Annotated in this window: 18 protein-coding genes; 7 read left to right on the forward strand and 11 right to left on the reverse strand. The window is 67.9% G+C overall.

Annotation, left to right across the window (positions count from 1 at the left end):
• Nucleotides 1-37 precede the first annotated feature (37 nt).
• A complete protein-coding gene (locus tag AB5J53_RS18045) occupies nt 38-997 on the forward strand; it encodes a D-2-hydroxyacid dehydrogenase family protein (protein WP_369246683.1) in 960 nt (319 codons plus the stop codon).
• 165 nt (nt 998-1,162) lie between these two features.
• On the opposite strand, the gene AB5J53_RS18050 is transcribed toward AB5J53_RS18045, so the two are convergent.
• From AB5J53_RS18050 to AB5J53_RS18075, 6 genes are all read right to left on the reverse strand, one after another.
• Nucleotides 1,163-1,714, reverse strand: a complete 552-nt coding sequence (locus AB5J53_RS18050; RefSeq protein WP_369246684.1) for a DUF2087 domain-containing protein — start codon at nt 1,712-1,714, stop codon at nt 1,163-1,165.
• 220 nt (nt 1,715-1,934) lie between these two features.
• The gene (locus AB5J53_RS18055; protein WP_369246685.1) at nt 1,935-2,801 is read right to left on the reverse strand and encodes a tyrosinase family protein; all 867 of its coding nucleotides are present in this window, start codon (nt 2,799-2,801) and stop codon (nt 1,935-1,937) included.
• The gene (locus AB5J53_RS18060; protein ID WP_369246686.1) at nt 2,785-3,297 is read right to left on the reverse strand and encodes a tyrosinase family oxidase copper chaperone; all 513 of its coding nucleotides are present in this window, start codon (nt 3,295-3,297) and stop codon (nt 2,785-2,787) included. The genes AB5J53_RS18055 and AB5J53_RS18060 overlap by 17 nt, the downstream gene beginning before the upstream one ends.
• A gap of 275 nt (nt 3,298-3,572) precedes the next feature.
• A complete protein-coding gene (locus tag AB5J53_RS18065; RefSeq protein ID WP_369246687.1) occupies nt 3,573-4,154 on the reverse strand; it encodes a vitamin K epoxide reductase family protein in 582 nt (193 codons plus the stop codon).
• Complete coding sequence (locus tag AB5J53_RS18070; protein ID WP_369246688.1) at nt 4,154-4,300, reverse strand: DUF5949 family protein; 147 nt, start codon at nt 4,298-4,300, stop codon at nt 4,154-4,156. The genes AB5J53_RS18065 and AB5J53_RS18070 overlap by 1 nt, the downstream gene beginning before the upstream one ends.
• A gap of 311 nt (nt 4,301-4,611) precedes the next feature.
• Nucleotides 4,612-5,367: a hypothetical protein gene (locus tag AB5J53_RS18075; protein ID WP_369246689.1), complete on the reverse strand. Its 756-nt coding sequence runs from the start codon at nt 5,365-5,367 to the stop codon at nt 4,612-4,614.
• Nucleotides 5,368-6,052: 685 nt separating this feature from the next.
• Between AB5J53_RS18075 and AB5J53_RS18080 the strand changes: the two genes are divergently transcribed.
• The 4 genes from AB5J53_RS18080 (at nt 6,053) to AB5J53_RS18095 (ending at nt 8,128) form a co-directional block, all read left to right on the forward strand.
• Nucleotides 6,053-6,439 (forward strand): hypothetical protein, encoded by a 387-nt coding sequence (locus tag AB5J53_RS18080; RefSeq protein ID WP_369246690.1) that lies wholly within the window; start codon nt 6,053-6,055, stop codon nt 6,437-6,439.
• Nucleotides 6,440-7,055: 616 nt separating this feature from the next.
• Nucleotides 7,056-7,373: a hypothetical protein gene (locus AB5J53_RS18085; protein WP_369246691.1), complete on the forward strand. Its 318-nt coding sequence runs from the start codon at nt 7,056-7,058 to the stop codon at nt 7,371-7,373.
• A 63-nt stretch (nt 7,374-7,436) separates the two neighbouring features.
• Complete coding sequence (locus AB5J53_RS18090; protein ID WP_369246692.1) at nt 7,437-7,751, forward strand: hypothetical protein; 315 nt, start codon at nt 7,437-7,439, stop codon at nt 7,749-7,751.
• Between the two features lie 59 nt (nt 7,752-7,810).
• Nucleotides 7,811-8,128 (forward strand): hypothetical protein, encoded by a 318-nt coding sequence (locus AB5J53_RS18095; RefSeq protein ID WP_369246693.1) that lies wholly within the window; start codon nt 7,811-7,813, stop codon nt 8,126-8,128.
• A 594-nt stretch (nt 8,129-8,722) separates the two neighbouring features.
• Here AB5J53_RS18095 and AB5J53_RS18100 read toward each other — a convergent pair.
• On the reverse strand, nt 8,723-9,043 hold the full coding sequence (locus AB5J53_RS18100; protein WP_369246694.1) for a hypothetical protein: 321 nt from the start codon (nt 9,041-9,043) through the stop codon (nt 8,723-8,725).
• A gap of 521 nt (nt 9,044-9,564) precedes the next feature.
• Here AB5J53_RS18100 and AB5J53_RS18105 point away from each other — a divergent pair.
• A complete protein-coding gene (locus tag AB5J53_RS18105) occupies nt 9,565-10,746 on the forward strand; it encodes a glycosyltransferase (RefSeq protein ID WP_369246695.1) in 1,182 nt (393 codons plus the stop codon).
• A gap of 146 nt (nt 10,747-10,892) precedes the next feature.
• On the opposite strand, the gene AB5J53_RS18110 is transcribed toward AB5J53_RS18105, so the two are convergent.
• Together AB5J53_RS18110 and AB5J53_RS18115 are read right to left on the reverse strand one after the other, a co-directional pair.
• Nucleotides 10,893-11,411: an adenylyltransferase/cytidyltransferase family protein gene (locus tag AB5J53_RS18110; RefSeq protein ID WP_369246696.1), complete on the reverse strand. Its 519-nt coding sequence runs from the start codon at nt 11,409-11,411 to the stop codon at nt 10,893-10,895.
• Nucleotides 11,408-12,943 (reverse strand): delta-60 repeat domain-containing protein, encoded by a 1,536-nt coding sequence (locus AB5J53_RS18115; RefSeq protein WP_369246697.1) that lies wholly within the window; start codon nt 12,941-12,943, stop codon nt 11,408-11,410. Before AB5J53_RS18115 ends, AB5J53_RS18110 begins: the two co-directional genes overlap by 4 nt.
• 958 nt (nt 12,944-13,901) lie before the next feature.
• Here AB5J53_RS18115 and AB5J53_RS18120 point away from each other — a divergent pair.
• Entirely contained in the window at nt 13,902-14,198 is a 297-nt protein-coding gene (locus AB5J53_RS18120) for a hypothetical protein (RefSeq protein ID WP_369246698.1), read from the forward strand.
• Between the two features lie 289 nt (nt 14,199-14,487).
• Here AB5J53_RS18120 and AB5J53_RS18125 read toward each other — a convergent pair whose 3' ends face one another.
• Together AB5J53_RS18125 and AB5J53_RS18130 are read right to left on the reverse strand one after the other, a co-directional pair.
• Nucleotides 14,488-15,708, reverse strand: a complete 1,221-nt coding sequence (locus tag AB5J53_RS18125) for a glycosyl hydrolase family 28-related protein (RefSeq protein ID WP_369246699.1) — start codon at nt 15,706-15,708, stop codon at nt 14,488-14,490.
• Between the two features lie 324 nt (nt 15,709-16,032).
• Nucleotides 16,033-16,905, reverse strand: coding sequence for a beta-1,6-N-acetylglucosaminyltransferase (locus tag AB5J53_RS18130; RefSeq protein WP_369246700.1), 873 nt, complete (start codon nt 16,903-16,905; stop codon nt 16,033-16,035).
• Nucleotides 16,906-17,212: the final 307 nt, after the last annotated feature.

The following is a 17,212-nucleotide window of genomic DNA, read 5'->3' on the forward strand; positions in this document are numbered from 1 at the left end:
TCGGGTAGGGTCCGGCTGAGCGTGGGAGGGACCTGACATGCAACTTCGCTGTGCCGTGCTGGACGACTTTCAGGGCGTCGCGACCAAGATCGCGGACTGGGCGCCGATCGCGGACGAGGTGGAGGTCGTCAGCTTCCGCGAGCACTTCGCGGACGAGGACGCGCTGGGGGCCGCCCTCGCGGACTTCGACATCGTCGTCACCCTGCGCGAGCGGGTGCCCTTCCCGGCGTCGCTGCTGGCCCGGCTGCCGCGGCTGAAGCTGCTGATCGCCTCCGGGATGCGCAATTCGGTGATCGACCACGCGGCCGCCGAGGCGCACGGCGTGACCGTGTGCGGGACCCCGAGCTCCTCGACGCCTCCGGTCGAAATGACCTGGGCGCTGCTGCTCGGCCTGGCGCGGGGCATCGTCACGGAGAACAACGCGCTGCGGGCAGACGGCCCCTGGCAGAGCACCGTCGGCGCCGATCTGCACGGCCGCCGGCTCGGTCTGCTCGGGCTCGGGAAGATCGGCGGCCGGGTGGCCCAGGTGGGCCTCGCCTTCGGTATGCGGGTCAGCGCGTGGAGCCAGCACCTCACCAAGGAGCGCGCCGCCGAGGTGGGGGTTGAACTGGCCGCCTCCAAGGAGGAGTTGCTCGCGAGCAGCGACTTCGTCTCCGTCCACCTCGCGCTCGGCGACCGCACCCGGGGCCTGATCGGCGCCGCCGAGCTGGCCCTCCTCAAGCCGACCGCCTACCTCGTCAACACCTCACGGGCGGCGATCGTCGACCAGGACGCGCTGCTCGCCGCGCTGCACGGGGGCAGGATCGCCGGAGCGGGCGTCGACGTGTTCGACATCGAGCCGCTCCCCGCCGACCATCCGATGCGCTCGGCGCCCCGCCTGCTGGCCACCCCGCACCTCGGCTATGTGTCGCGGGCCAACTACGAGACGTACTACAGCGCGGCGGTCGAGAACATCCAGGCGTTCCTGTCGGGCACACCGGTACGCCGCCTCGGCTGAGCCGGGCACACCACAGGCACGCCATCTCGGCTGGGGCGCACCCCCTACCGCCACCCCGGCTGACGGGCACCCCCGTACGCCGCCTCGGCCGAACGGCCGCCATGCCTCTCGGGCTACCGCGCCACACCTGGCCACCTCAGGCGGCTTCAGGCGGTTTCAGGCCATTCAGGCCGCCGAGGGCCGCCAGTAGAAGCCGTACTGCCGCGTCAGATGATGCAGGTCCACCAGATAGCGCCGCAGCGTCACATGGTCGACCGGTGCGTCCTCGCACCAGGCACGCAGCTTCTCGTTGACTGTCCGCTCCGGATACTCGACGCCCGGCTCGAAGGTCCGTTCGGCGATGTGCCGGAGCACGACCAGCTTGCGCTGCCACTGGGCGGGCAGCCGGATCAGCCGCCCCTCGCGTACGAAGGTTCGCAGGACCGCCTCGGTCCGCTCGTCCCCGGTGCCGTAGCTCTCGACCGAAGCCGAAGCCCGCGCCGAGCCCTCACGGGCAAGCTGCCTGAAGTGCCCGTAGGCGACGCTCAGTCCCCTGTCGTCCGTCGCCGTGATCACCTCCTGCTCCTGGAGGCGCCGCAGGGCCGACGCGGCGTCCTTCGGGGACAGCCCGGCCGTCTCCATGACCTTCGCGGGCGTGTCGGCGCCGAGGGCTACGGCGGCGAAGGCGCGTACCCGGCTCTCCTCGGCGAACAGACGGATCAGTTGGTCGGTTGCCATGCCCGGAGGCTAGTTGACGGCCCACGCGACGCCGAAACGAATTTCGGGCGGGCTGCGGGCCGCTCGCCGCGGGATCGCCGGATCCGCCCAATGGCCTGTTCGGAAAGGGTGATCCCCCGATGAACGCCCTGCCCGGCCGTGGGCGCATACGGCCCCGACCGTACGCGCACAAGAGCCCCGGCGCCTCGAGCGCCGGGGCTCTTGCCGTGCACGCAGCCGGTCAGGCGTACCGATAGATCCGGCTCACGTCCTCCATCTCGTACGGCGTCACGTCCCACGGCGGCATCTTCTCGTGCCGGGCGACAATCCGCCCGTGCTGCTCACTGCCGGGGCCGGGCGGATTGGCCGGCAGGTAGCGGGCGCCTTGGTGCTGTCGCTGCCAGCGGGTCCACTGCAGATCGATGAAGGCGTGGTGCACCCAGAAGACAGGGTCGTTGACGGAGGCGGCGCCGAGCATGACACCGCCGACCCAGCGGTGGACGCGGTTGTGGTTGCGCCAGGCGACGCGGTCCCGCCCGGTCCGCCACCCCTCCAGCTTGTTGCGGAGACCGTTGGTGCACGTGGAGTCCCAGGGCGAGGTGTCGTAGACCGGGTCGGCTAGCGCGGACTCCAGCTCGGTCCTCGTCGGCAGCGCGATCGGGGCGCGGGCGCGCCCGAGGTCCCGGGTGAGGAACTCCCTGTTGGTGATGCCCTCCCTGATGGTCCAGTGGCCCTGCGCGTAGGCGAACGGCCCGGTGATGACCTGATGGTCCGACCTGCGGCCATTGCCACCGAGGAGGTCCTCGGTCCAGGGCGCGGACGTCGTCGTACGGTCTCGCGTCCAGTCCCAGTACGGCACCGTCACCGACGCGTCGACCCGGCGAAGCGCACCCTCCAGGTCCAGCAGGAAGCGGCGGTGCCAGGGCAGGAAGGAGGGCGCCATGTGGGCCGTACGCAGGCCGTACTCGCCGTCGGAGGTGTAGTACGCGATGTGCATCCGCACGAACTCGTCGTACTCGCCCCGCCGTTTGACCTCGAGCAGCGCGTTGACGAACCGCCGCCGCTCGCTGCGCGTCAGCGTGCTCACGTCTCTACGCACGTACGCCATGCTGTTCCCCCATGTGCAGATACCTCCCGCCGATCGGGCCCGAAGCCAGGTCTCGCAGCCGCTGCCCGGGGCCGAGTTCGTCGACGGCCGCTCGGGTAGCCTCCAGCGAGGTCCGGTACGAGCTGTAGTGGTCGACCATCGTCAGCCAGGTGCCGTCGGCGCGGCGCATCAGGTGCAGCGGGTGGCCGTCCACGGTGACCTGCCACTCGCAGCCGTCGGCGCCGCATCCGGCGACGCGGAGCAGGGTGCCCTGGATGTGACGGCCGTGGTAGATCTCGTCGAAGGCCGCGTCCGCTGCGTCCGCTGGTCCCTCGGGGCCGTCCGCGGGCCGCGAGGCGCGCGAGGCGGCGACAACGGGGGCGAGCGCCAAGGCGGCGACGAAGGCAAGCAGCCCGCGCCCTATCTCCCGCCGCGTCCGCCGCTTCGGCCCGCTTCTCTCCGGGCTCCTGGTCCCCTTTTCCGCACCCATCGGTACTCCACCGGCACCGACGACCATGGCTCGCTCCCTCGTACGGGTTCGGATGTCCGCCGTGGTAACCGCCAGGCGGGCCGTACGGTCACCACCGGTACGGCCATACGGTGCTGTCCGCACCCGGAACGCCGGCGGACCCGGTGCGCTCCCCGGCGCCCGGGCCGGTCCGTGTATCTCCTCGTACCGGCTGCCGCCCGGCGCTCCGGGCTGAACCGCCCCTCTACGTACCGCGGCCCCGCGGGCATGCCCGGCATCGGCACCGACAGCTCTCCACCGACCTCGGGCAGCTCCGCAGCTGGTCAGCTCGTCCAGAAGTCCCACCAACGGGTCAGGATCAGCATTCCGACGACGCCGATGTGCAGCAGCGGCAGTACCCAGGCGAATTCCGCGAAGAAGGCCTTCAGCGGGCCTGGCGCGGGCAGGAATCCGTTGCGCACGATGAAGGACGTCACGTACCAGAACAGCAGGATCATCGCGAGCCAGGCCAGACAGCACCACAGGCACAGCGCGCCGATCCGGTACAGCGACTCGAACTGCAGCCAGGACACGAACCCGATCCCGAACAGGCAGCCCGCCTCGAAGGTCAGCCAGTACCAGCCGGGGAACGCCGCGCCGGCCAGCAGGCTCATTCCGACGCAGATCACGATGCCGTAGGCCACCAGGCCCAGCATCGGGTTGGGGAATCCGAAGGCCGAGGCCTGGTCGCTCTTCATCACGCTGCCGCAGGACACCACCGGGTTCAGGCTGCACCCCGGGACAAAGTCGGGGTCCTCCAGCAGCTTGAACTTGTCGAGGGTGATAACCCAGGAGGCCAGCAGCCCGGCCGCGCCCGTGAGCACCACCAGCAGGGCGAACGCGGTGCCGCCCGCGGCCCGCCGCATCAGCCGTGCAGGCTGAGGGCCGGCAGGACCACATGTGCCGCGGCCTTCAGGGTCCGCTCGGGGGCCTCGTCGCTCCAGGGCAGCGCGACGAGCGTGCTGAGCTCGGCGATGCGGAAGGGGCGCGTTTCGCTTGGGGTTGAGGTCACCGCGCGACCCTATCGACGGGCTGGAGAACGGCCCGGCGCCTTCTCACCCGACCGGCCGATGTCACCGGGGCCGTCCACACGGACGAGGGACACCACTCGGCGTCCCTCGGGCGGCGACGGGAACGTCGTTCACGGTGAGCGGAAGCTGGGTGAGCGTGTTCGGCGCCGTTGAGTCTCGGCAGCTCAAGTCGCCTCCAGGAATTCTGACGCTGAAACACCTCCGCCGTTGGACCGGCCACGACGGCCGACCAACGGCGGAGAACACGGTCCGCTTCAGATCATCACAAGGTCACCAGAGGCTCACTCGAAGATCACCTGACCGGCAAAGGCACCGGCAACGGCAAAGGCACCGGCAGGCTCGGCAGGCTCGGCAGGGCGGGGAGGCCGGCCAGGCTGGGTGCGGGCAGTCCGCCGCCGAGCAGCGTCGCGGCGAGGAAGCCGACCAGGCCCGTCACCACGCCGGTGACCGCCGGGACGACCTTGCTGACGTCGCCGGAAGTGACGGCCGCGAGCAGGGTGTCGACCGCCTTCTGCAGGGCGGCGAGCGCGTCACCCTGGAGGTCCTTGGCCGACGGCGCCTTGCTGCCGTCACTGTGCTTCGTGAGCGAGGCCGGCGAAGACAGCGAGGACACCGTGGACGCCGAGGACGCAGTCGGCGTCGCGGCGGTCGTCGGCGTGGCCGGAGTCGTCGGGATGGCCGCGGTGGTGGGTGCAGCCGCGGTGGTGGGTGTAGCCGTGGGGGTCTTGGAGGCCGCCGCGGTGATCTTGGCGATGGCGTCCTTCACAGCGCTGACGAGCTTCTGCGCCTCGTCCGCGGACAGTTGGCCGTTGTCCGCCTTGAGTACTTCGTTGAGCAGGTTGGTGACCGGAGTGAGCACGCCGCCGAGATCGCCGAGGCTCTTGACCTGGGCGATCAGCGCGTCCGCGCCGGGGACGGGTGCACGGGACGCCGCGTGGGTGCGCTCCCGGGCCGAGTCGGCCGCGACAGCGGCCGGACCGGCGATGCCGACCAGGAGGGTGGCGCAGACAGCGGTGGACGCGATACGCAGTGCGGGCAGACCACGCATGGGTGTTCCTTTCGATGTGCGTCGGATCTTGAGCCCACCGTGAAATCGCCTGTCGCCGTCTGCAACCGCTCACACCCGCTCCGTCACCATCTGTTGCCCATGGCGGCGGCATTGTGCCTGGTGAGGCCGCCTGTCAAGGGCGCCCCGCCGGGGTGCGGCGGTCACCCCCCGTTAGGGGGAACACCCACCGGCCGTCCTCCCATGGGGCAACCACGGGAGGACGTTGCTGGTCAGGACGGTCACCACCAACACGGGGACTCCGCGCACAGAGAGATGCCGCATCCCATGTGGCCGGGACGGGCCTAGCCGTACGCCCAACCGTCGCTCAGCACGAGCGTGTTGATGCCTTTCCTTATGCCTTGCCTCGGTCATCCCGTTGCCTGGGTTGTTGGAGCCAATGCCGAGCGCATTGAATAGGCCGGGGTGCCAAGCGAGTTCCCGCTCCGGAAGGCCGACGTCGACACGAAGGTCGCGTGGTGATGACCCGCGTGGTCGATGCCGGACGCACCATACGATCAATCGATTCACCTATCAGATGCGAATCCCTCCGACGACACCGCACGCAAGGCATTTTTCACTCTTCTGACCTTCATGCGTATGGAGTAACGCGTCGCTTTTGCAGAGGGCGTGGACTGCTATGTTCTCCAGCCGTCGGATCAGAGGTAACTTTCAAACGAGGTGAATCATGAAGAAGGCAGTTTTCACCACTGCGGCGTTGGCCATCGGCGTGGGTCTCGTGGGTGGCTCCGCCGTCGCGGCGTCGGCCGCCCCGGCACCGACCCCCTCGGCCGGTCCGCTCGGTCTCATGTCCCCGACCAAGGTGACTCCGGCGGCCCTGCCCGCGGTCGACACCGTGGCGCGACTGGCCCGCAACGGCAAACTCGCCAACGGTAGCGCGTTCGACGAGAAGAGGCCGGAGGGAGTCTCTGGCCTGTACCTGGACGGTATGGACCCGCACGCCGCCAAGAAGCCCACGATTCCGGTGAAGAACCCGGCCGGAAAGGGCTCGGTTCAGGTCCACCCGCTGCAGGCGCCGACCGCTATCGGGCTCGGCACCTTGCTCGGCAAGTGACCACACGAAAACCGTAAGAGTCGGCCGTACCGGCGAAAGTCCTCACTTCTTGACGATGCTTTCGCTGCCAAGTAGTCCCGTCTGTTCGCGGGGCGCCGGCGGGCCCGGAATTCTGAAGCTCTGATCCGGTTCTCGTCAACCGCAGACCGACACCGCAGCTTTCGCGGGCGGGTCGGCCCGCTGTCGGTCCTGGTTTCACACACGTCCGTCATCTCGGAGACGCAGGCCCGGACGCTGGATCCGCACCGGCAGCTGCACAACCTGACTCGGCGGACCCGAACACCGCCGGGACGCGCAAACCATCTGTCCGGCTCACCGGCCCTCTCCCTTCCGGTGGGCCGGACACACGTCGGCGCTCGTTCCGTACGCCCCGGTGCAGCCCGACGGACGGGGCATTTCTCCTAGCGGCCGTCGGCCGCGGCCTTTCGGATTGTCGTTCACCCTGATAAGCCGCACGGATTCCACCTCCATTCCCCTTCGGCCTGCCGGGACACGCGGCATTGCGCCATCCGATGGAATCAGCCCTGTTTGGACGCTCGTTCCGTGACTTATGTGCGCATATCAAGGTTTCCTGCTATGCAAGCGTGCGAAACCGTGAATTCAGGAAGGAACCGAGTTGCCCAGGAAGTTCGCGGTCATCACTGCCCTCACCCTCGGCGCTGTCGTCAGCAGCGTCGGCGTTGCCTCGGCCAGCGACAACAACACCCAAGTCCAGGGTGGTGGCGGCTTTTCGTCGTCCGAGGTCGTCGTGAACGCCCCTCAGCAGGGGGTTCTCATCGTCAACGGCACGCTCGTTGACGGTCGCTGCATCGCACCGTGGTCCGACGGCGCCGTCCTCGCCGGCGTCCTCGCGCCGAGCTCGCACTACGCCGCGTGCGACACGGCGCCGATCGACCAGTCACAGAAGGCCCCTTACAAGGGCGGCATCCTCTGACCCCTGTCCCGAGCAATTCGGAGCAGGTGAATCCCCCAAACGCAGCCAGGAAAGGCGCATCTCATGCGTAACAAGGTTACGGCCATTTCTGCCCTCGCCGCAGGCATCGTCCTCGCCGCGGCCGGCACCGCCGCGGCCGACAACTGCACCACCGTCACCGGCGGTGACGGCTTCTCGTCGTCCCCGGTCGTCGTGAACGCCCCCCAGCAGGGCGTTGCGGTCGTCAACGGCTCGGTCGCGGACCTCCGTTGCGTCGCGCCGTGGTCCAACGGCGCCGTCCTCGGCGGCGTCTTCGCACCGAACTCGCACTACGCCGCATGCGACACGGCGCCGATCGACCAGTCGCAGAAGGCCGGGTACAACTCCGGCCTCCTCTGACCTGCTCCGAGCAATTCGGAGCACGGAAATCCCAATCGCCCCACCGAAAGGCGCATCTCATGCGTAATAAGGTTACGGCCATTTCCGCCCTCGCCGCGGGCATCGTCCTCGCGACCGGCGGCGCCGCCGCGGCCGACGACAACAGCACCACCGTCAGCGGCGGTGGCGGTTTCTCGTCGTCCCCGGTCGTGGTGAACGCCCCCCAGCAGGGCCTTGCCGTCGTCAACGGCACGGTCGTCGACGGTCGCTGCATCGCACCGTGGTCCAACGGCGCCGTCCTTGGCGTCATCCTCGCGCCGAACTCGCACTACGCCGCATGCAACACGGCGGGTATCGACCAGTCGCAGAAGGCCGAGTACAGCGCCGGCCTCATCTGAGCAGTGCTTCACCCGATGGCGGCCCGCCGGAACTCCAGCGGGCCGCCATCGGCTTTTCCGTGCCCTTTGTTCCAGCGATGGAGCGTTGATTTCTGCTGAGTTCCACAGAAGCCCGCGGGGCCTGTCTGCGTCAGACGCAGACAGGCCCCGCGGTCAGGAGGCGGCCGACGAAGGCCGACAGGCACGTCGCCGGTCGAGGAGGGCGCGCCAACAAGGAGGAAAGAGCGCCCTTCCGCCTACGGCATTCCTGCCGACGCACCGCAAAGCGGCCGACGCCGACGGATGCGCCACCTCAAGAGGTGGCCAACTCCGCAGCGGAAGACCCCGATGCACGAAACGAGGCCATTCCAATGGGACCAACGACGCTCTGCCGCTCAAGGCATCCTGAATCCTTCGTTTGGCCTAGCGCAGAGCGATCGCAGTTCCCTCTATATGCGGTTGCACTCCCCCGCATATACCGAAGGGTCGGCTCCCAGGAATGCGGAGCCGACCCGAATCGTCGAACCCATGGGCGACGAAGTCATCGCTGAGGTGGCATCGGTCTTCTGTGCAGGCGTGGCTGGCGTGGGCTTCCCGGCATTGCCTTGTGGTTGCCTACTTGCCGACCGGAAGCCCACCGAGCAGTCGGCCGTCGCCGAGGCCCGGCAGAGCGGGCTTCGGCAGGGTGCCGCCGACGACAGGAGTCTTCACGACTCCCGACTGCTTCACAGTGTCCTTCACATCCTGCGCCACCTGCTGGACGTTGTTGCCCATGTAGCCCGTCGACACCTTGGCTGCCGTGGGGGCGCTGCTCGCGACCATCATTCCGCTGTCCACGAGGCCCTGCGCCGGCATGTCCGCCGCGACGGCGGGCACGGTGACGCCGGCGATGGCAAGCGAGCCGGCAACAACAGCGGCAGCCTTCAGAGTCTTCATCGTGTGCCTTTCTTTCGTAACTCGTCTTCCGTAACCCGCGGTCGCCAGAGAGTGCTTCTTTCTTCAGACGTCGCGAGAGACTCGGTCTCACTACGCCTGGCCTAACGAGAGTGGAGCTTTCTGGAAACCCTGTTGCCGACAGTTCCAGGAACGGTGCACGCATGAGTGTTCCCCGCGAGCGAATTTCAGATCATGTGACCACTCTCGAACCGGCATGCCGCGCCCGCAGCCGATCACGCTGATGAGAGGCACTTCCGTAGCCGGCCGCCCCGAAACGGAGCACGGCTCCGCCGATCGGGCGGCCGCCCGGGATCACACCTCACCACGACTCCAAGCGGGTGATCCCGCGCTAGAAATAGCCGCAGGGGAAGGGCGGCATTCCGAAACAGTTGACGGGTTCGCAGATAAGTACGGATAAGCGGTTACTGTTGCCTCCCGAATCCGGCGCATTTTATATCGGACGTGCGACCGCACATCTTGTGCTGGGTTCGGAATCTTTCTTCGGAAGGGAAGCCTCGGTCATGCGCATTCCCCTGGGACCCGTCCCGCACCATGCGACGCCGTGCGCTGCACGTGGGCCGCACGTCCTGCACGTCACTCAGCCGGTCGAGGGCGGTGTCGCCCGGCTTCTCACGGACCTGGCGGCGGCACAGCTCGCCGCAGGGCTGCGCGTCACCGTGGCCTGCCCGCGAGGCGGCACGCTGACGGACGCACTGCGCGCGGTGGGCTGCAGGGTGCTGCCCTGGGACGCGACCCGCGCACCGGGCCTTCGGCTCCCGGGCGAGGTACGGCGGCTGGCGCGGATCCTCCGCGACGTGCGGCCTGACGTGGTGCACGCGCACAGTGCCAAGGCGGGGCTCGCGGCGCGGCTCGCGGTGCGCGGCCGACTCCCTACCGTCTTTCAGCCGCACGCGTGGTCGTTCGATGCCGTGGACAGAAATCTGGCCCACGCGGCTCTGCGGTGGGAGCGGTTCGGGGCGCGGTGGGCGGCGCGTGTCCTGTGCGTCAGCGAGGCGGAACGGCGTGCCGGGGAGCAGGGTGGCATCACCGCCCAGTGGCAGGTGGTCCCCAACGGCGTCGACACGTGCAGGTTCCGGCCGGAGGGGAACCGTGCTCGGTCCGGAGCGGGTCCGCTCGTCGTATGCGTGGGACGGCTGTGCCGCCAGAAGGGCCAGGATGTGCTCCTGGAGGCCTGGCCTGCCGTCGTGCGGCAGCTGCCCGCCGCCCGGCTGGTGCTGGTCGGCGACGGTCCGGACGCGGAGCGACTGCACTCCGGTGCGCCCGCTTCGGTGGAATTCGCCGGCGCGGCACTCGACGCCGCCCCCTGGTACCGGGCCGCCGACATCGTGGTCCTGCCGTCCCGCCGGGAGGGCATGGCGCTCGTCCCCCTGGAGGCCATGGCGTGCGCCCGGCCGGTGCTCGTCACGGACGTGGACGGAGTGCGCGAGAGCCTGCCACCCGGCCATCTGCCGCACTGCCTGGTGCCGCCGGAGGACCCCGACGCGCTGGCGCGGGCGCTGACGGCGCTGCTGCGCCGCGCGCCGCTGCGCGCGGCGCTGGGCGCACAGGGCCGCGCCCACGTGCTCGCCGCCCACGACGTACAGCACGCCGCGGACGCGGTGATCGACGTGTACCGAGAACTGCTCGGCGTTCTCACGCCGGTCGTCGTACCCAACCAGAGCAGGGTGTCCATCACCACATGACTGCGGAGAGCACCGTTCCCTCTCCTGACCGGCAGCAATGTATGCGGTGAATCCGGCTATGAAGGCCGACCGGCCGGCTCCAGAGCACGCCATGGCGCACTCAGGTCCGCTGGGCCTGTCGGAAGGGCAAGCGGCTGCAGCGATATCTACGGCATTCTACTGATGGCTGATTTCCCGTCACGGCCGCCGGTCTCGTGAAGTGGCGACGTGGGATTTCCTGATGGCGCCTCGGCGGGATTCCGCTGGGCGAGGAGACCGAGTGCAGAACGCAGCAGCGTGCTTGAGGTATGCGCCGTGTAGGGGAAAAATACGACCTTCACGCCGAACTTCGAGAATTCTGTTTCGAGGGTGTTCCAGCGCTCCGTACCGAGCCAGTCGTCACCTTTGAAAATGACGTCGAAACCTACCTCCTTCCAGATTTCGAGCTTGTCGTCCACGGTGGCGACAAAGGTCTCGTCCACGTAGCGGACGCTGCGGACGATCTCCAGTCGTTCGGAGAGCGGCACGACAGGCGGCCTGCCCTTCAGGCACACCACCAGGTCGTCGGTGCAGACACCGGCGATGAGCCGGTCGCAGTGTTCCCGGGCCCGGCGCAGGATGTTCAGGTGTCCCACGTGGAAGAGGTCGAAAACCCCTGGCGCGTACCCGAGGCGTTCTCCCATCACCGCTCTCCCGTCGGTCGCTTTTTGGTGACTGCGGTCACTTCGAGCGGCTCCGATCGGGGCGTTGTGTGCTTTCCGTCGGTGACGGCGATCGTGTAGCGATGACGAGAGCCGGGAGGGACGGAATCCGTGTACTTCATGTCCGGACGCTGCCACTCGACCGACTGCTGCTTCGGCGCGGCCACGAGAACACCGTCTCGGTAGATCAGATATGTCAGCTCCGCGTCGTCCCTGTCCCATGCGGCACGCCAGGTGAGCGTGACGTTTCCTGTGCGAGAGCTCTCGCCCATGAGTCGGGGAGCCGCTTCTGGGGCTTTGTTCTCAGGGCCGACCCCGAAGCGCGTCAAGCCCTGCTGGGGTTTGCCGTTGACCGTGGTGAACTCGCCACCTGCCCAGAGGATTTCGCCGACCATCACGAGCGCTCGGGGGCCAATTCCCTCACCGAGTCCGTCGTCGGTGTCGGGGAACCAGTGCAGGATGCGGCTGTCGCGGACCGATTGAGCCAGGAAATGCCGACGGGGTCCATCGGGGAATCCCCCCGGTGTAAGGCCGCAGTAGTGGGCGTGGGTTGCGCTGTAAAGGACGCCCTCGTGCACGACAACAGCCTGAGTGGCGCCCAAGCAGGTGTCCTTCCAGGCCATCGTGCCGTCGGACAGACGGCCGGCGATGCGGCCGTCGAAGATACCCGTCCCCGCGCCCTCGGCTCCCAGATAGAAGCGGTCGCCGTCGCGTGCCAGTGAAGTCACCGCCGACCTTTCCGGAAGCCAGTCCGGGAAGGAAGTCACGATCGAACCGTTCGTGGCATTCAAGGCGACCAGGGCCTGCTCCGGCTCGCCGTTGACGTTGTGGAAGTCGCCGCCGACGATCACCTTTCCCTGGTCGGGTACGGCCAGGATGGAGCGGACCGGCTCGTCGATGTCCGCCCTGAACGGCAACAGTGAGCCGCTCCGGCTGAACGACGCGATGCGCTTCCTGGTCTGGCCGTCGACGTCCGTGAATTCGCCGCCCAGGTACACCGTCGTGTCGGTGGTCTCGATGGCCCGCACCGGCCCCGCCATGGCGGGGCGGAAATCCTTGCGCAGCGAGCAGTCGGCCGTGTTGAGGGCGACCGCACTGGCCACCGCGGCGTGGTCGACCTTGCCGAACGATCCGCCGACATACAGCACCTTGCCGTCGCGCGACGCCTTCAGTGCCCGTACGGTCCCAGCGCCCTTCGTGAAGGAAGGGGCACACGGCAGCAGCTTGCCGGTAGTAGCGTCGAACGCCGCGAAGTTCTTCCGGGCGACCTCCTTCTCACCGGGCTCCGCACTCGGCGGGCGGACGCTGTCGAAGGTGCCGCCGACGTACACGACACCGCGTGCGTACTCGACGGACCAGACGATGCCGTCCGTCTGCCATGTCGCCAAGGAGGCGGCAGTCAGAGTCTTTTCGTCGCGCGCCTGCGCGCCGAAAGCGGTGGTGAGCGAAGCGGCCGCGGCTAGAACCACCGCGGAAGCCGTAATGGCGGTCCTGGCCGTGCTTCTTCTCAGGCGCATGGAACATCCCGGGTAGAAGGATAGGGGTGACGAGAAGGGGAGTGGGTGGGGCCGTTTGGATTCTGAGACGGCCTCATGTAGCGCGTCTGCGCAGCACGACGGAGGTCACTTTCCGAAAGTAGACGCCGGGGCCCCACGTCACCTGATTCGACAAGCGGGCTTGCCGCGAGATCCATCCGATTGGCACCCATCTCTGTCGTCGCCGTCTGAGTCCCGGGCGCCCCTTCCAAAACCGTGCGGCCGGTGCGGGCCATCATCACGTCCCAGGTCCAGGACCAGTTGGTCACGTACCGCGGATCGAATCCGACGGTCACGTTTTCCAGCTCAAGTCGGACCGTCCGCTCACCTGCCCAAGCCCTATGAGCCCGGGCTCGACCCTTCGACCGGGTTCAGGTCCCGTGCGTGACCGGGCAGTTGGTGGATGCGTCCGGGCGAAGCCCCTCCGATCGCCCACGCGGAAGAGTCAGTAGCCGTTGTTGCTGAAGCTCGAATGGCCTAGGAAAAGGAGTCGCAAAGCACGATGGCAGTCCCCTCATGCGAATGTTGAGACGCCCGGCAGCGGACGATTGGTCACATCTCGAACTGCCAAAGGAATTGGCGTGGGAGTCCGCACGGGCGAGATCAGGTACCCGAGGTCTGGTACCCAAGCAACCGAGGAGGAGTGCTCGTTATGCGAGTTGCTGCCCGAGCAAAGACGCAGTCGCGACAGTTGAGATGGGGAGCACGGCTCGTCGGCGCCGGCCTGACCACGGCCGTGGCATTCGGCATGGCCGCCAGCCCCGCGTTGGCACAGGCGGTCCCCCGAGCGACGCAGGCGTGCAAGTCGTCGTGCCAGACGAACAACACGTCCTGCAAGCCGTGCCAGACAACCCACACGTCCTGCAAGCCGTGCCAGACGCCTCCCCCGCCTCCCCCGACCTGCCCCGCGGGCGCGACCGCGATCAGGGTGGACAATCCTGTGACCGGACCCGTCACGATCCCCGGCGACGGAACCTTCCAGCTCACCGTCAGCAACACCGCCCAGGGAGAGGTATTCAGCTTCAGCATTCCCGCGACTGATCACCGCGCCGCTGTCAAGGTCACCGCCACGGGCGTGACCGGCGCCGTCAACGTCTACACGTACGACAGTACGACGGGCCACCCCGACGGCATTGCGGCCGACGGACCGCTCCACGCACCGGTCAACCCGAAGACGGGCCTGTACGCGGACCTCAGCCGCATCGATTTCTGCGTCAAGCCCACCAAGTACGTCTGACCCAGCGGCGACAGCATCGCCTGACGGCGCCGCACGACAGTGCCGACGGCAGGCGTGGGCACGTTCACGAACCGCCCGCCGCACACAGATGTGGGGGCCCGGGACATCCCGGGCCCCCACACGCGGGAGTCGGCGCCACTTGTGCGCTCGGCGGGCCGAACGTCAACGACCGCGGGCTTGCTGCGGCTGGGATTCCCGCCGCGGGCCGCGGTTGGGGTCTGAGCCTCGCACTGTCGGCTCCTTCGCCTGACGGGTGTCTTCGGGCCACTGTGCCGGCCCTGGTGCCGGGTCACGGATCCAGCGTTGTCGGGGTAGTCGCCGGCGTCGGTGTCGCCGGGGTGGCCGGTGTCGGTGCGGGGGAAGTGGATGCGGCCGAATCGTCAATACAGTCGACGAAGGTGACGAAACGCGTCCGGTCCGGGTCCTGCTCCACCAAGAAGTCGCTCTCCTTGTGGCTGCGCAGGAGGCACATGTCGTAACGCACTGCCTTGGGGATGTTCTCAATCGGCCCGGACGGCCGGTACTCGTGACAGCCGACCAACTGGCAGGACTCGTAGCGGATGAGCGGTCCGCGCGGACCAATGGCGTAGCGGTGGGGGCGCACCTCGGAGGAGAAGTCCTTGAAGGCGAGGGCGGTGTCGTCGCAGTCGTCAAAACGGACGGTTCCTCCCTTCCACGCGCAGTCGATGACCATCACGTCCGGGTCGCGCACCTCGAAACGGATGTCCTGCGCGTGGAAACGCTGCACGGAATCGTGATGCTGTCCGAGGGGGAAGCGGAAGAACGTGCTGGTCCTGCCGTACTCCGCGCTGTCCGTCGGGCGTCTGCCCGTGATGATGTACGAGCCGCCTTGGCAGGTGATCGACCCGCCATAGGCGAATTCCAGGAAGTTGCCCCACTCGTATTCGACCTTCATGTCGTTGAACCAGTAGTTGAGAAACTGGTCCTGGCTCTTCGGCTCCCGGCTTCGCTGCGAGAGGCCGGAGTAGAGAAACGCCCGGCGGTAGGAGCCACCGACATGGCACGCCTCCCAGCGCATCTCGGAGTTGGTGTCGGTGCCGTCCAGGGCCAGTCCGTACTCCCACTCACCCATCCACTCGCATTCCTGGAAGCGGTAGTCCTGCGCCTGTCCGGTCGAGTACGAGTAGAAGAAGGACGCTCCCGGAGTGGCCGACCGGAACTGCACGTTCTCGAAAGAGACGTTGGCCCACACATCCTCGTTGCGGCACAGATAGGAGCCGGGGCCGGCCTCCGGCTGAAAGACGATCGTGGTGATGCCCTTGCCGGCGCCGCGGAAGCGCAGACCGTTCACCGGACGTTCGGGAGCGGTGCCGTTCATCAGCGCATTCGGGGATTTCACGAGGAAATTGCCCGGCGGGATGTCGATCACCGTACGGCCGACACCTCGGTCGGTCCGGGAGACCGCGTACCGGTACGCCATCTCGAACGCTCCCCCGTCGTCGGTCCGCCCGTCGCCCGTCGCCCCGAAATCAGTGACGACGTTCACCACGGACCGCAACGGGAAGGGGTTGCGAGCGGTACCGGGCCGGTCAGGGCCCGCGAACAGGGCTGTGCCGGCCAGCGTCGAGGCCCCGCGGCGCAGAAGGTGTCTACGGCTGAAGCCAGCTGATTCATCATCAAAGTCCGCCATAATTCATCCAATACCCATTTCTGTCCCTACAGAGACCCCCAAGTAGGGCGAACTGGATGAGTTCGCAGACGTACTCGGACTGCTGTCGACAGCTGGCCGGCGCTGGGCGTTACCTCCGCCCCTCTTCTGCCTGCGGCTACGCCGGATGTTTGCAGTCCCTTCAAAGACCCCGTCTCCGGCACGTCACGAACGCGTGTCGAGGGCGTCGAGCAACCCTGCCGACTGCAGCGACCCGACCTTGCGGACGAAGAACATTCGGGAGCCTTCGATCGCGGGTAGTTCGGCAAGGGTCCGGGTGCCCTTGAGCAGTCGGTCCACGTAGTGGAAGTTGGTGAAGTCGGCGGTGACACGCCCGGCCCTCGGCCGGGGTACCGGGTCCTCCACCTCGTTGCGCCAGCCGGTGTTCCAGAGAAGCGTATGGAAGAACATCTCGTCGGGCGCAAGCGTCGTACGGAACAGGTTCTCCCAGCGGCGGTCCTCGGCCTTGCCGAGAAGGTCCGCGACGCAGTCGGCGGTCAAAGCCGTCCACTGGCTTCCCGCCATCGGCTCGATGTCTCCGAACACAGAAGGCGTGCGCCGAGGGGCCATCTCCGAGATCCCTCTCCGCAACAGGGCGCGGGGGAGGTGGGTCAGCCCCGGTCCGGTCGGAACGGCGTCGAAGTACCACCGCTTGAGGACTCGGCCCGCAGCAGCCGTGTCGTCGAGCACAGTGGCCGCTCGGCAGTGCTGCCGAAACGGAGCCGAAGCAAGATGCGCGGCGAATTCCTCCACCGGCCGCGCGGGGTAGCACTGCCCGGACAACAGAACGATGTGATCGGACGGTTGCGTGAACCGCAGTGCGGTGCGGTACAGAGCAAGCGTTGCCCGGACGACCGAGAAACCTCCCCACCGAACGGCAACCCGCTCTCGGATGTACGTGGTCCGCGGCAACCCCGCGAAGTCGTCACCTGGTGACCGGGCGTCCACGTGGACGACAACCGGGTACGGCGCCAGTCGCTCGACCAGCCGAGGCAGCAGCTCGGGCTCAGTGTGGGCGAGCACGGCGAATACCGGCATCGTTCTTTCCTCCCTCGCTCGTACTGGCATTTTCGCCCACGGTGGACGCAAGTCCCTTGGCCGCGTCATGGGCTCGCTGGCGCCGAGAGGAGATGTCCCACGAATGGCGCCCTGGGAGAAACCCGGGGAAATGAGCCCGTCGTGCGCTGGATCTGTTTGGCCGGGCACTGTCCTGCATGCAGGAGCGTCTCCGATCAGCCAAGCGATCCGACGTGACCGGCCGGGCCGCAACCCCGCGCGCCGGTCGATGAGCGCTACGTTGATCGCGGATGGCCGGCCCGGGGGACGCGCTGTTGGCGGCAGGGCG

The sequence above is a fragment of the Streptomyces sp. R41 genome, from assembly GCF_041053055.1.
Lineage (GTDB): Bacteria > Actinomycetota > Actinomycetes > Streptomycetales > Streptomycetaceae > Streptomyces.